Source organism: Pseudomonas sp. PKS (assembly GCF_051913525.1).
In the GTDB taxonomy this organism is placed as follows: domain Bacteria; phylum Pseudomonadota; class Gammaproteobacteria; order Pseudomonadales; family Pseudomonadaceae; genus Aquipseudomonas; species Aquipseudomonas guariconensis_D.
Map to the genome: position 1 here is coordinate 195,171 of NZ_JBEGDO010000001.1, position 14,489 is coordinate 209,659.

The 14,489-nt window shown below is 64.4% G+C and carries 12 protein-coding genes; 1 reads left to right on the forward strand and 11 read right to left on the reverse strand.

The window, feature by feature from the left end; translation table 11 throughout:
* Positions 1-54: 54 nt before the first annotated feature.
* The 11 genes from hbdH to ABOA88_RS00995 form a co-directional block, all read right to left on the reverse strand.
* Complete coding sequence (hbdH, locus tag ABOA88_RS00945) at positions 55-825, reverse strand: 3-hydroxybutyrate dehydrogenase (protein WP_070573451.1); 771 nt, start codon at positions 823-825, stop codon at positions 55-57.
* Positions 826-835: 10 nt separating this feature from the next.
* Positions 836-2,227, reverse strand: coding sequence for a GntP family permease (locus ABOA88_RS00950; RefSeq protein ID WP_367850771.1), 1,392 nt, complete (start codon positions 2,225-2,227; stop codon positions 836-838).
* Between the two features lie 276 nt (positions 2,228-2,503).
* Positions 2,504-3,898, reverse strand: coding sequence for a sigma-54 interaction domain-containing protein (locus ABOA88_RS00955; protein WP_367850772.1), 1,395 nt, complete (start codon positions 3,896-3,898; stop codon positions 2,504-2,506).
* Between the two features lie 73 nt (positions 3,899-3,971).
* On the reverse strand, positions 3,972-4,988 hold the full coding sequence (locus ABOA88_RS00960) for an ABC transporter permease (protein WP_367850773.1): 1,017 nt from the start codon (positions 4,986-4,988) through the stop codon (positions 3,972-3,974).
* Positions 4,988-6,046 carry a microcin C ABC transporter permease YejB gene (locus ABOA88_RS00965; RefSeq protein WP_196168301.1) on the reverse strand — a complete coding sequence of 353 codons (1,059 nt, stop codon included), beginning with the start codon at positions 6,044-6,046 and terminating at the stop codon, positions 4,988-4,990. The genes ABOA88_RS00960 and ABOA88_RS00965 overlap by 1 nt, the downstream gene beginning before the upstream one ends.
* Positions 6,043-7,965: an extracellular solute-binding protein gene (locus ABOA88_RS00970; protein ID WP_367850774.1), complete on the reverse strand. Its 1,923-nt coding sequence runs from the start codon at positions 7,963-7,965 to the stop codon at positions 6,043-6,045. The genes ABOA88_RS00965 and ABOA88_RS00970 overlap by 4 nt, the downstream gene beginning before the upstream one ends.
* A gap of 16 nt (positions 7,966-7,981) precedes the next feature.
* Positions 7,982-8,263 (reverse strand): peptidylprolyl isomerase, encoded by a 282-nt coding sequence (locus tag ABOA88_RS00975; protein ID WP_043214523.1) that lies wholly within the window; start codon positions 8,261-8,263, stop codon positions 7,982-7,984.
* Positions 8,264-8,342: 79 nt separating this feature from the next.
* Complete coding sequence (locus ABOA88_RS00980; protein WP_367850775.1) at positions 8,343-9,404, reverse strand: 3-deoxy-7-phosphoheptulonate synthase; 1,062 nt, start codon at positions 9,402-9,404, stop codon at positions 8,343-8,345.
* 676 nt (positions 9,405-10,080) lie between these two features.
* Entirely contained in the window at positions 10,081-11,232 is a 1,152-nt protein-coding gene (locus ABOA88_RS00985) for an acyl-CoA dehydrogenase family protein (protein ID WP_367850776.1), read from the reverse strand.
* 16 nt (positions 11,233-11,248) lie between these two features.
* Positions 11,249-12,313 (reverse strand): enoyl-CoA hydratase/isomerase family protein, encoded by a 1,065-nt coding sequence (locus ABOA88_RS00990; RefSeq protein ID WP_367850777.1) that lies wholly within the window; start codon positions 12,311-12,313, stop codon positions 11,249-11,251.
* Between the two features lie 181 nt (positions 12,314-12,494).
* Complete coding sequence (locus tag ABOA88_RS00995) at positions 12,495-13,403, reverse strand: bile acid:sodium symporter family protein (protein ID WP_196168306.1); 909 nt, start codon at positions 13,401-13,403, stop codon at positions 12,495-12,497.
* Between the two features lie 152 nt (positions 13,404-13,555).
* Between ABOA88_RS00995 and ABOA88_RS01000 the strand changes: the two genes are divergently transcribed.
* Positions 13,556-14,437, forward strand: coding sequence for a Dyp-type peroxidase (locus ABOA88_RS01000; protein ID WP_367850778.1), 882 nt, complete (start codon positions 13,556-13,558; stop codon positions 14,435-14,437).
* Positions 14,438-14,489 lie beyond the last annotated feature (52 nt).

Consider the following 14,489-nt stretch of genomic DNA (forward strand, 5'->3'; position numbering starts at 1 on the left):
GGCCTCCTTGCAATTGAAAACGAATGCAAGACCGCGCCAGATCCCGGCTGCCCCTCACTGGGCCAGCCAACCGCCATCGACGTTCCAGGCGGCGCCACGGACCTGGCTACCGGCCTCGCTGCACAGGAACAATACCAGCTCTCCCAAATGCTGGGGTGTTACAAATGCCACGGAAGGCTGCTTTTCGGCCAAAAGATCGTGTTGCGCTTGCTGAGGGTCAACACCGGCTGCGGCGCGGTCGTCGATCTGCTTCTGCACCAGTGGGGTCAGTACCCAGCCGGGGCAGATGGCGTTGCAGGTCACGTTACTGGTGGCCGTTTCCAGGCCCACGACTTTGGTCAGGCCAACCACACCGTGCTTGGCAGCCACATAGGCGGCCTTGCCGATGGACCCCACCAGGCCGTGCACCGAGGCGATGTTGACGATCCGCCCCCAGCCCCGCGCACGCATGCCCGGCAAGGCCAGGCGGGTGCCGTGGAAGACAGCCGAAAGGTTCAGCGCGATGATCTTGTCCCAGGTCTGCACGGGGAACTGCTCCACCGGCGCCACGTGCTGGATGCCCGCGTTGTTGACCAGGATGTCCACGCCACCGAACTCGCGCTCGGCCAGGGCGAACAGCGCCTCGATCTGGGCCACGTCGGACAGGTCCGCAGGGTGGTGGATCACCTTGACCCCGTGGCGGGCGATTTCGGCGAGTGCCGGGGCCGGGTCGCCGAAGCCATTGAGCAGGATGTTCGCCCCAGCGCCGGCCAGCACCTGGGCGATACCCAGGCCAATGCCGCTGGTGGAGCCGGTGACCAGTGCTGTCTTGCCTTTGAGCGTCATGCAGTTCTCCTTAGACGATGCCGGTGGCGTAGAAGGTGGCGATGACCACGAAAACCGCCAGGGTCTTGATCAGGGTAATACCGAAAATGTCCTTGTAGGCCTCGCGGTGGGTCAGCCCGGTGACCGCCAGCAAGGTGATCACCGCGCCGTTGTGCGGCAGGGTATCCATGCCGCCACTGGCCATGGCGGCCACACGGTGCAGTACCTCCAGCGGGATGTTCGCGGCGTGGGCTGCGGCGATGAAACTTTCGCTCATGGCCGCCAGGGCGATGCTCATGCCACCGGAGGCGGAGCCGGTGATACCGGCGAGCAAGGTGACGGTCACGGCCTCATTGACCAGCGGATTGGGGATGGCACGCAGGGCATCGGCCAGCACCAGAAAACCCGGTAGCGAGGCGATCACCGCGCCGAAGCCATACTCCGAGGCGGTGTTCATGGCCGCCAGCAGCGCACCGCTGACCGCGCTCTTGGTGCCCTCGGCCAAGCGCTGGCGGATGGCGCCGAAGGCGCACACCAGCACCATCAGGATGCCCACCAGCAAGGCCGCCTGCACTGCCCAGATCGCGGTGAGCTTGGCCACATCGCTTTGCACCGGTGCGCTCATGCCCGGCAGTTGCAAGGTATGCGTGGCGCCATACCAGTGAGGAATCCAGTGGGTGAATACGAGGTTCATCACTCCCACCAGCACCAACGGCGACAGCGCCAGCCAGGGGTTGGGCAGGGCCAGGTCGTCGGCGGTCTCCGGTTCGTTGCGCAGGTCATTGCCGTAGCCTTCGCCGGCGCGCTGGGCCTTGTTGCGCTGGCGGCGCAGGTAAAGCATCCCGACGCTGAACACGAACAGCGTGCCGATCAGTCCCAGCCAGGGCGCGGCCCAGGCCGTGGTGTTGAAGAACGTGCTGGGAATGATGTTCTGGATCTGCGGGGTGCCGGGCAGGGCGTCCATGGTGAAGGAGAACGCGCCCAAGGCGATGGTTGCCGGAATCAGGCGTTTGGGGATGTCGCTCTGGCGGAACATTTCGGCCGCGAACGGGTACACCGCGAACACCACGACGAACAACGACACGCCGCCGTAGGTGAGCAGCGCGCACACCAGAACGATCACCAACATGGCCTGGCGAGTGCCCAGCAAGCGAATGGCGGCTGCGACGATCGAGCGCGAGAAGCCGGAGAGCTCGATCAGCTTGCCGAATACGGCGCCGAGCAGGAACACCGGGAAGTACAACTTGATGAAGCCGACCATCTTCTCCATGAACACGCCCGTGAAGGTCGGTGCCACGGCGGCAGGGTCGGTGAGCAGGACGGCGCCGAGGGCGGCGATGGGGGCGAAGAGGATGACGCTGTAGCCGCGATAGGCGGCCAACATCAATAGGGCCAGGGCAGCGAGGGCGATGAGCACAGTCATCGAGGGTGTCTCCAGGTCGTTGTTTTTATGGTTGAACAAGGAGATAGCGGGATTCGTGCCAGTTTTGTAACGTATTGATTTGTATAGACTTTATAGAATTGTCGCCTGCAGGTGTCTCGCTATTGAGACGGTTGGGGCTGCTGCGCAGCCCATTGCAGGCTTTGCCAACTCCCACAAAAGGTGGCGCTGCGCCTATCTCTATAGGCGCTGGCGAAGCCTACGATGGGCCGCAAAGCGCTCCTAAAACAGTATCTCTGTACGGAGATCCAAGTCTCTTTATTGAGACTGAACCCCCAGGGCAATCATCTTCTTGTACAGCGTCGACCGCCCCAACCCCAGCGCCTTCGCGGCCTGCGGCACATTCCCGGCGCAACTGGCCAGGGCATAGGCGATCAATTTGCGCTCGAATGCCTCGCACGCCTCCCGATACCCCTGAGGTGCTGCACCCACCGGTGCGACAGGGCTCAACGGCCCCAGCGCCGAGCGCACATCGGCCACCCCCAGGCGCGGTTGATCCGCCAGCAGCGTCGCACGCTCCAGCACATTGCGCAGTTCACGGATATTGCCGGGCCAGGCGTGGCGTGCCAGCAACGCCTGGGCGTCGGGTTCGAGCTCGTACTGACTGCCAAGCTCGGCCAGGATTGCCTCGCACAGCGCTGGCAGATCGTCCAGGCGTTCGCGCAGGGGCGGCACTTCGATGGGCAGCACGTTGAGCCGGTAATACAAGTCGGCGCGAAATGCGCCGCTGGCCATGGCCGCCTGCAGATCGATGGAGGTGGCGGCGATGATGCGCACGTCGCTGCGCAGCATCTGGTTTGAGCCGACCGGCTCGTACTCCTTCTCCTGCAGCACCCGCAGCAGCTTGCTTTGCAGGGCCAGCGGCATGTCGCCGATCTCGTCGAGAAACAGCGTGCCGCCCTCGGCCAGTTGCAGCTTGCCGCTGCGCCCCTTGCGGTCGGCGCCGGTGAAGGCGCCGGGAGCGGTGCCGAAGAATTCGGCCTCGAGCAACGTTTCGGGAATGGCCGCGCTGTTGATGCTGACGAACGCTTTGTGCGCCCGGGCCGAGGCAGCATGAATGGCGTGGGCCAAAAGCTCCTTGCCGGTGCCGGTCTCGCCCAGTAGCAATACCGGGGACTCGCTGCCGGCACCACGGCGTGCCCTGCGCTTGGCCTCCAGGCTCGCGGCGCTGGTGCCGACGAACTGGGCGAAGCTGTACTTGGCCTGGCGGGCGCGCAGTTGCGAGCGGGTCGAGGCCAGTTCCTGCTGCATGCTCGCGTAGCGCTTGAGCAGCGGGGAGAGGCTGCGCAGTTCATCGAACAGGGCAAAGCCGATGGCGCCGATCAGCTCGTCGCGATCGTCATGGATGGGCAGGCGCATCACCACCAGCGGCTCGTTGGGTGTGTCGAGCATGTCCAGCAGGATCGGCCGACCATTGCTCACCACATCGCGCATCAGGCTACCCGGGATCACCGCCTCGCAGGGCTGGCCGATGGCGCTGGCCGCATCGGCCAGGCCGAAACGCCGGGCGTAGCGCTCGTTCATCCAGACGATCCGTGCCTGGCGATCGACGATCACCGTCCCTTCGCTGGACTGTTCGATGATCTCGAACAGCGAGCGGATCGCCAGTTGCCGGACCTGGGGATAGTCCTTGAGACTGTCGCTTTCGTGCATGGGCTGGGCCTTTGAAATGCAGTGGCGGGGATTATGACGGCTGTCAGCCTGCCTGGCGAAGGCCGATCGACCGCTAGGCCCGTGGATCGAACGCCTCGCGCAGCGCATCGCCAATGAACACCAGCAACGACAGGATCAACGCCAGGGCGAAGAACGCGGTAAAGCCTAGCCACGGCGCCTCCAAATGCTGCTTGCCCTGGGTCACCAGTTCCCCTAGCGAAGCGCTGCCCGCCGGCATGCCGAAGCCAAGAAAATCCAGGGCGGTGAGGGTGGTGATAGCCCCGGTGAGCATGAACGGCACGTAGGTGAGCGTGGCCGTCATCGCGTTGGGCAGGATATGCCTGAGCATCACTTGCCTGTCCGACAGGCCCAGGGCACGCGCGGCCTTGACGTACTCCAGGTTGCGCCCGCGCAGGAATTCGGCGCGTACCACATCCACCAAGGTCAGCCAGGAAAACAGCGCCATGATCCCCAGGAGCCACCAGAAGTCCGGCTCGACAAAGCCACTGAGGATGATCAACAGGTACAGCACCGGCAAACCCGACCAGACCTCCAGCAAACGCTGGCCCAAAAGGTCCACCCAGCCGCCGTAGTACCCCTGCACGGCCCCTGCGGCAATGCCGATCAGCACGCTGAGCACGGTCAAGGCGAAGGCGAACAACAGCGATACCCGTGTGCCGTACAGCACCCTGGCGAGCACATCGCGCCCCTGATCGTCGGTGCCGAGCCAGTTGCTGGTACTGGGCGGGCTGGGGGTGGGTACCTGCAGATCGTAGTTGGGCGTGTCGGCACTGAAAGGGATCGGCGCGAACAGCATCCAGCCGCCCTGGCCTGCGATCAACTGGCGTACGTAAGCGCTGCGGTAATCGGGCTGGAAGGGCAACTGGCCGCCGAACTGCTGCTCGGTGTAACGCTTGAGCGCCGGTGTGTACAGCTCACCTTTGTAGACGAGCAGCAGCGGTTTGTCGTTGGCCACCAGTTCCGCGCCGAGGCTCAGCACCAGAATTGCGGCGAACAGCCATAGCGAGCACCAACCCAGGCGATTGCGCCGGAAACAGTGCCAACGGCGAAGCGCGACGGGCGAAAACATCAGCGGCCCCTCGCATCGAAGTCGATACGCGGGTCGAGCACGGTATAGCTCAGGTCGCCGATCAAGCGAATCAACAAGCCTGCCAGGGTGAAGATGAACAGGGTCCCGAACACCACCGGATAATCCCGCGAGACCGCAGCCTCATAGCTCAGCCGCCCTAGACCATCGAGGGAGAAGATCACCTCGATCAGCAAGGAGCCGGCGAAGAACACCGTGATCAACGCCTGGGGCAGCCCGGCCAGCACCAGCAGCATGGCGTTGCGCAGCACATGCCCGTACAGCACCCGGCGCTCGCTCAGGCCCTTGGCCCGGGCGGTGATCACGTACTGGCGGGAGATCTCGTCGAGAAAGGCATTCTTGGTCAGCAAGGTGAGGGTGGCGAAGCCGCCGATCACCAACGCCCCGACCGGCAGCACCAGGTGCCAGAAATAGTCGGCGACCTTGCCCAGCAGGCTGAGCTGGTCGAAGTTCTCCGAGACCAGCCCGCGCACCGGGAACCAGTTCAGCGAGGTGCCCCCGGCGAACAGCACGATCAACAGCAAGGCGAACAGGAACGAGGGCAGGGCATAGCCGATGACGATCAACGCGCTGCTCCAGGCATCGAAGCGGCTACCGTGGCGCACGGCCTTGCGGATACCCAGCGGTATCGACACCAGGTAAGTGATCAAGGTGGCCCACAGGCCTAGCGAGATCGTCACTGGCAGTTTGTCGAGAATCAGGTCAGTGACCTTGGCGCCGCGGAAGAAGCTTTGGCCGAAGTCCAACCGGGCGTATTGGCCCAGCATCAGCCACAGGCGCTCGGGGGCCGACTTGTCGAAGCCGTACTGGCGCTTGATCTCTTCGATGAGTTTCGGGTCCAGGCCACGGCTTGCGCGGGACTCGCCATGCACAGTCTCGACCCGCGCCCCCGGCGCGCCGCCGCCAATCCCTTGCAGGCGCGCCACGGCCTGTTCCACCGGCCCGCCAGGGGCAGCCTGGACGATCGCGAAGTTGACCAGCAGGATCGCCAGCAAAGTCGGGATGATCAGCAACAGGCGACGCAGGACATAGGCCGTCATGGGCTGGCCTTCTGGCGCTCGGCCATCTGTGCGTTGGTCAGCGGCGTCGGGCTGATCTCCCACCAGGTGTCCAGGCCTTCGTCATAGGCTGCCTGGATCTTGGGCAGGCCGAAGCGATTCCACCAGACGGTCGAACTGCCCGGAGGGTAGTAGTTGGGAATCCAGTAGTAGTTCCATTGCAGTACTCGGTCCAGGGCATGGGCGTGGCGCAGCATGTCGGGCTGGGTGTCGGCGCGCACCAGGCCATTGAGCAGGGTGTCCACGGCCTGATCGCGCAGCACCATGAAATTGCTCGAACCAGGGTCCTCGGCCGAGGCCGAGCCGAAGTAGTTGTACAACTCGCTGCCGGGGGAAAGGGTGACCGGATAGCCGGTGACGATCATGTCGTAGTCGCGGGCCATCAGGCGGTTGACGTACTGGGCGGAGTCGACATTGCGGATGTTCAGGGTGATGCCGATCTGCGCCAGGTTGCGCTTCCAGGGCAGCAGCAGGCGTTCGAGCCCCGACTGGCCATTGAGGAAGGTGAAGCTCAGCGGTTCGCCCTTGGCGTTCACCAACCGATCGCCTTCGGGACGCCAGCCGGCGGATTCGAGCAGGGCCAGGGCCTGTAACTGCTGGGGGCGGATGATGCCCGAGCCGTCGGTGACCGGCGCCATGTAGACCTGGCTGAAGACTTCATCGGGAATTTGGCCGCGCAAGGGTTCGAGCAGTCTCAGTTCCTGGGCGTCGGGCAAGGCGCGGGCGGCCAGCGGGGTATTGGAGAACACGCTTTGCTGACGGATGTACAGGTTGCGCATCATCTGCCGGTTGCTCCATTCGAAGTCCCAGAGCATGGCCAGTGCCTGGCGCACGCGCCGATCCTGGAACATCGGCTGCTTCAGGTTGAACACGAAGCCCTGGGCCGTCTGAGGCTTGGACGGGCCGAGGTGGGCGCGTTGCAGGCGCCCATCGTCCAGCGCGTCGCCCTTGTAGCCCAGGGTGAAGGCCGTGGCGGAGAACTCGCGGTTGTAGTCGAACCCGCCGCCGCGCAAGACCTGGCGGGCGACCTCGGTGTCGCCGAAGTACTCGATGCGGATGCTTTGGAAATTGTAGCGGCCTCGACTGGCCGGCAGGTTGGCGGCCCACCAGGTGGGGTCGCGCTCGAACGTGATGCTGCGGCCGTTGTCGATCCGGCCGATGCGGTAGGGCCCGCTGCCGACGGGTCTGTCGAAGCCGGCGCCGTTGGTGAAATCGCGGTGTTGCCAGTCGTGCTCGGGCAGCACGGGCAGGGTGGCGAGGTCCAGGGGCAGGGTGCGGCCATGGGGTTGTTTGAAGTCGAAACGCACCTGCCGCGGGCCCTCGATCGTGACCTGGGTGACCTCGGCGAACTGGGTGCGATAGCGCAGGCTGCCTTTTTTCATCAGTAGGTCGAAGGTAAAGCGCACGTCCTCGGCGCGCACCGGCTTGCCATCGGCGAACGTGGCACGCGGGTCGATCTCAACGCGCAGCCAGGCGTCCTCTGGACCACGCTCCATCCGCCGGGCAATCAAACCATAGACGGTGTAGGGCTCATCGAATGATCGCTCCGCCAGGGGCGCATACAGCCAGCCATCGACTTCGCTGACGCCGATGCCTTTGTCGATGTACGGCAGGACATGGTCGAACTGCCCGATCTCCAGGGCTGAACGCCTCAGGCTGCCACCCTTGGGGGCATCGGGGTTGACGTAGTCGAAGTGGCGGAAGGATTCGGGATAACGCGGGGCCTCACCGTAGGCAGTGAGTGCGTGGGTGGGGGCGGCGTGGGCGGTGAGGGTCAGGCACAGCAAGAGCAAGCCCCATACGCACTGTGGGAGCAGGCTTGCCCGCGAGGGCGTCCGTGGTGGCAACCCGGTTGCCGACGGGACAGCGCTCGCGGGTAAACCCGCACCCACAGAGGACATCACCGGGACCGCAGGCTCAGTCCTGACGGCTGGTCACTTCAAGCAGGTGGTAGCCGAACTGGGTCTTGACCGGGCCTTGAACGGTGTTGACCGGGGCGCTGAAGACGACGGTGTCGAATTCCTTGACCATCTGGCCTGGGCCGAAGGAACCCAGGTCGCCACCTTGGCGGCTGGATGGGCAGGTGGAGTTGGCCTTGGCGACTTCGGCGAAGTCGGCACCAGCTTCAATCTGTGCTTTGAGTTCGTTGCACTTCTCGAGGCTGCTGACCAGGATGTGGCGGGCGGTGGCACGGGCCATGGGGGGACTACTCCTTGGGTGAAAAAAACAAGCCTAGCGCACTTGTTTGGCAAATGTCTCGCCAGGCTTGGTGTTCCTGTCACAAACGCTCGGCCGCCCGGCGCAGCAGCGCCTCAGTGGCGTCCCAACCCAGGCAGCCGTCGGTGATCGACACGCCGTACTTGAGCGGGCCCTTGCCCAGGGCCTGACAGCCATCGAACAGGTGGCCTTCGAGCATCATGCCGATGATCGCCCGGTCACCCTGCAGGCGCTGCTCCAGCACATCCTCGAATACCGCAGGCTGGCGGGCCGGGTCCTTGCTGCTGTTGGCGTGGCTGCAATCGACCAGGACACGCCCGGTCAGGCCGGCCTTGGACAGGCTCTGGCGTGCCTGGGCAATGCTCGTGGCATCGTAGTTCGGGCCCTGGTGGCCGCCGCGCAGCACCAGGTGGGTGTCGGGGTTGCCCAAGGTTTCGATGATTGCCGGGTAGCCCTGAGCATCCATGCCGAAGTGGCGGTGCGGGTGGGCGGCGCTGCGCATGGCGTCGCAGGCGATGCCGACGCCCCCGTCGGTGCCATTCTTGAAGCCCACGGGCAGCGCCAGGCCACTGACCATTTCGCGGTGGATCTGCGATTCGGTGGTACGTGCGCCGATGGCGGCCCAGCTCAGCAGGTCGTCGAAGTAGCCGGCGGCCATCGGTTGCAGCAACTCGGTGGCGATCGGCAGGCCGCGCTCGATCATGTTCAGCATCAGCCCACGGGACAGCGCGATGCCGCCGTGCATGTCATCGCTGCCGTCCAAGTGCGGATCGTAGGCCAGGCCTTTCCAGCCGACCGTGGTACGAGGTTTTTCGACGTAGGCGCGCATCACCAGCAGCAGCTTGTCATCGACTTCGCGGCTCAGGGCAGCCAGGCGGTCGGCATATTCCAGGGCCGAACGTGGATCATGGATCGAGCATGGGCCGACGATCACCAGCAGGCGCGGGTCGAGGCCTTCGAGGATGGCGCGCACGGCTTGGCGATGTTGCTGGACTTGCTGGGCGAGGGCAGTGCTGAGCGGCATCTGTTGCTTGAGCAGGTGCGGGCTGGGCAGACGTTGGCTGACGGCGGTGTTGGCAGCCTGGGGTTGGGTCAGGGGCAGGGCGAGGTTCGACGATTGCATGGCGTTTTTCCCTGGGCGGACGGCGGGTTCAGGCCCGCGTGGTCGGCCCTATCGAGGTGTTCGACAGATATTCGGTTTATGACTGCGTGCAGCATTGCCACCAGTGGACGACCGAACGGAGGCGGCAGGCTGGCCCGAACGGGATTGGCTAAATCGCCAGGCGTAGGTGTCGGCGTAGTAATAAGCGATGGTGTTCATGTCTGTTTCCTCAATGTGAATCGGTGTTTTCTAGAAGCCTGAAAAGCAAAACCCCCGGTCGGGGGGCCGACCGGGGGTTTGAGTATTCTCGTGTTCGGCGGCCCCTCGAAGGTGGGCGCCGTGTGGGTATCAGCGGCGCCTAGTGGCTAAACCAATACCCAAAATAAAAGCTGGCAACGGCCTGGCAGCCAGCAACGGCCAGCACAGGGCGCGCGGTGCGACCGGTGTGGTTGGCGTGGTTGCGGATGCTGTGGGTCATGTTGCTCTCCAGTGAATGAGCCCGAGCTTACTGCACCTTAAACGCGATGTTCAATGACTAAATGCTATGGCTTCGATCACTTCTGCAATCACGGGCGAGCGAGACCTGAGCCTTGCAGGACTCTGCTCGCGGGGAAACCCGCGCCCACAGCTAAAGCGGCGGTCGTCGAGAGCGCCGCAGAACGAGTGGGAGGGGTTTGTCCGCGAATGGGCCCAAGAGTCAAAGGGGATAGTGCTTGAGCTCCCGCGCGATCAGCATCCGCTGGATCTCGCTCGACCCCTCGTAGATCTGCGTGATCCGCGCATCACGGTAGTAACGCTCAACCGGATAGTCCTCCAGATAGCCGTAGCCGCCATGCACCTGGATGGCCATCGAGCACACGCGCTCGGCCATTTCCGAGGCGAACAGCTTGGCCTGGGAGGCTTCGGACAGGCACGGCTTGCCGGCACTGCGCAGGCGTGCGGCATGCAGGATCAACAGGCGCGTGGCGTTGATCTGCACCTGCATGTCCGCCAGCAGGTTGGCGATACTCTGGTGTTCGTTGATCGGCTTGCCGAACTGTATGCGGTCGCGCGAATAGACCAGGGCCGCTTCGAATGCCGCCCGGGCGATACCCAGGGCCTGCGCTGCGATGCCGATGCGTCCGCCTTCGAGGTTGGACAGGGCGATGGCCAGGCCCTTGCCCCGTTCGCCCAGGATGTTGGCGGCGGGGATACGGCAATTGTCGAGGGTCACCGCGCAGGTGTCGGAGGCGCGGATCCCCATCTTGTGCTCGCTGCGGTCGACCTTGAAACCCGGGTTGTCGGTCGGCACCAGGAAGGCCGACAGGCCTTTCTTGCCGGCTTCAGGGTCGGTCACGGCAAAGACGATGGCCAGCCCTGCGCGGCGGGCATTGCTGACGAACTGCTTGGCGCCGTTGATGACCCAATGGCCGTCGACCAGTTCCGCGCGGGTGCGCAGGTTGTGGGCTTCGGAACCGGCCTGGGGTTCGGTGAGGCAGAAGCAACCGATCACCTCGCCGCTGGCCAGGCGCGGCAGCCAGGCCTGCTGCTGTTCGGGCGTGCCATAGGCCAGCAGCGGGCCACAGCCAACCGAGTTGTGAATGCTCATCATCGCGCCGGTGGCGCCGTCACCAGCGGCGATCTCTTCCACGGCCAGGGCATAGGCCACGTAGTCGGTATAGCTACCGCCGAAGTCTTCCGGCACCACCATCCCGAGCAGGCCCAGCTCGCCCATCTTGCGTACCACGGCATCATCGATCCAGGCGGCCTTTTCCCAGGCCTGGGCATTAGGCGCGATTTCGCCACGGGCAAAATCCCGGGCCATGTCGCGGATCATGATCTGCTCTTCGCTCAGTTCCAGGTCTTGCATCTGTGTACTCCCCGGCTCACAGGCCTTCGAAGAATTGGTTGACCCGCTTGGGATCGAGCCCGGCAAGGGTCGGCGGGTTCCAGCGTGGCTGCTTGTCCTTGTCGATGATCAGGGCGCGCACGCCCTCGATGATGTCGCCGTACTCGAACCACTGACGGTCCAGGTGCAGCTCCATTGCAAAGCAGTCCTCCAGGCTCAGGTGGCGGCCGCGACGCAGCATCTCCAATGTAACGGCCATGGCCAGGGGCGAGCGGCTTGCCAGCTGATCGGCGGTGGCCAAGGCCCATTGGTGGCTGTCGCCGATGCTCACGGTGCGCAGTTGCTCAAGCAGGCTGGGCACGTCGGGCAGGGCGAAGAAATGGTCGATTACCGGGCGCAGATGGGCCAGCGGGGCATCGTCGAGTGTCTGGGTACCGAGCTTGGCCAGCAGGCCCTGGAGGTCCTTGAGGGGATGGTCGCCGAATGTCAGTTTGTCCAGGCCAGCATCCAGGGCGGCGATCTTGTCGCTCTCCAGGAACCAGTCGGCCAGGCCACAGTACAGCGCGTCGGCGGCCTGGATCTGTACGCCGCTTACGCCCAGGTAGGTGCCCAGCTCGCCGGGAACGCGCGAAAGGAAGTAACTGCCGCCGACATCGGGGAAGTAACCGATGGCCACTTCCGGCATGCCCAGGCGGCTGCGTTCGGTGACGACGCGCATGTCGGCGCCCTGGGCCAGGCCCATGCCTCCGCCGAGGGTGAAGCCGTCCATCAGAACCAGCACCGGTTTGCGGTAGTGGTGGATGCACAGGTCGAGGGCATATTCCTCGACGAAGAAGTCTTGATACAGGCTGCTGCCGGCCTTGTAGCTGTCGTGCAGCGAGCGAATGTCGCCGCCGGCGCAGAAACCTTTGGGCCCTTCGCCGCGCAGCACCACGGCATGGACCTGGGGATCGGCCGCCCATTGGTCCAGGTGATGCTGCAGGCTGCGCACCATGTCGAGGGTGAGGGCGTTGAGGCCGGCAGGGCGGTTGAGCGTCAGGTGGCCGATGTGATTGCGGATTTCGGCCAGAACATGGGCCTCGGAATGAGCGTGCGCGGTCATGATCGCGGTCTCCCTGCTTTGTTATTGATTTTCCAAGTGAAGTCTGGAAGTTGTGCTGGAGGATCGCAGGATCCTGTCATGCGAATATGCCATGCACAATTGGTAAATCTGCAGTGGGTTTCTGCATTTTTACCTGAGGTGCAGCTTCCAAAGCCGTTTCTCCCCAGCGAGCAAGGCAGTCTCAGTCGCCGGTTGCCTGCTCCGAGGTGCTGCCTGCGGCCTCGGTTTGCGGCCGTGCGCGGCTGACCCACCAGCCGAACAGGGCGGCGGTGAAGAACATGATCAGGCTATAGAGCGCTGCAGGCACGGCCATGGTCGGGTTGTTGAGCAGCGACGGGCTCAAGGCCAGCGCGATGGCCAGGGTACCGTTATGGATGCCGATTTCCATTCCGATCGCGATCGCCTGACGTCGGGGAATGTTCAGCAGACGCGGGACCCAGTAGCCCACGCCGAGGCTCAGCAGGTTGAACAGCAGCGCCGCGCCGCCGACCACCGGTGCGTACTGAACGACGGTCTGCCAGTCCTTGGCCAAGGCCAGCGCGATGGTGAAGGCCAGAAACAGCGCTGCCAGCAGTTTCATGGGTTTTTCCATGCGGGCGGCGAATGCGGGCGCGGCGCGGCGGATCAGCATGCCCAGGGCGACCGGCAGCAGGACGATGGCGAACACCTGCATGACTTTGGCAAATTGCAGGGGAATGGCCTGGTCCGAGGCCATGAACCAGGCCAGCGACAGGTTCACCAGCAGCGGCATGGTCAGGATGGCGATCAGCGAATTGACCGCCGTGAGGGTGATGTTAAGCGCCACATCGCCATGGGCCAGGTGGCTGAACAGGTTGGCCGTGGTCCCGCCCGGGGAGGCGGCCAGCAGCATCAGGCCTACCGCCAGGGCCGACTCGAGGCCAAAACCATTGGCGATCAGAAAACACACCAGTGGCAGCAGCACGATCTGGCAGGCCAGGCCGATGATCACCGGTCTTGGGTATTTCACCACCCGGGTGAAATCGGCCAGGGTCAACGATAACCCCAGGCCCAGCATGATGATCCCCAGGGCGATGGGCAGGACAGCGGTGAGCAGTGGCGAGGCGGTCATGGTGGCATTCCTTTGGCAAGTTCAAAGGAGTCTAGCCGCAAGTTGGCGACAGCCCGATTGCAGGCCAAACGTCGATCACCGAGGCGATTTGCCGCTTGAAGCTTGCCTGCTGCCCCTCTAGCATGCCCGTTTTTACCGAGGATTAGCCCCCTATGCCGTTCCAGCAAGGTCTGCTCGCCAAACCCGTGCCGGCCCACGCCCGTCACCTGTTCTTCTCCCTGCACTCGGTCGAGGCGCTGCCCGCCGTGCTGGACGCCTTGCTGCCGCAAGTCGATGGCCAGAGCCTGATCCTTGGTGTGGGTACCCCCTTGGTCAAGGCGCTGGGCCGCGACGTGCAGGGCCTGCGCGCCTTCCCGCAGTTGGATGCCGTGGTCGAGAACCCCAGCACCCAGCACGCCCTGTGGCTGTGGTTGCGTGGCGCGGAGCGTGGCGAGCTGTTCCTGCAGGCCCAGGCGTTGGAGCAGATGTTGGCCCCGGCGCTATGCCTGGTCGATAGCGTCGACGGCTTCCTGCACCGAGGTGGCCATGACCTGAGCGGCTATGAAGACGGCACCGAGAACCCGGTGGATGACGACGCCGTCGAGGCTGCCATCGTCGCCAGCGAGCAGCCGGGTCTTGCCGGCTCCAGCTTTGCTGCGTTCCAGCTGTGGAAGCACGACCTGAACTACTTCAAGTCGCTGCCCCAGCAAGAGCAGGACAACATCATTGGCCGTCGCCTAAGCGACAACGAAGAGCTGGACGACGCCCCCGCATCGGCCCACGTCAAGCGCACCGCCCAAGAAAGCTTCGCCCCCGAAGCCTTTGTCGTGCGTCGCTCGGTGGCCTGGGCGGACGAGCGTGGTGCCGGCCTTGCCTTCGTGGCCCTGGGCCATTCGCTGGATGCTTTCGAAGTGCAACTGCGACGCATGAGCGGACTGGAGGATGGCATCATCGATGGCCTGTACCGCTTCAGCCGTCCGCTGACCGGTGGCTACTACTGGTGCCCGCCGATGGGCGAGTCGGGGCTGGATCTGAGCCTGTTGCTGCAGGCCTGATGCTGGGGCCGCCGGGCGGCCCTTTCGCAGGTTCTGCGATGCCTTCAGTAAC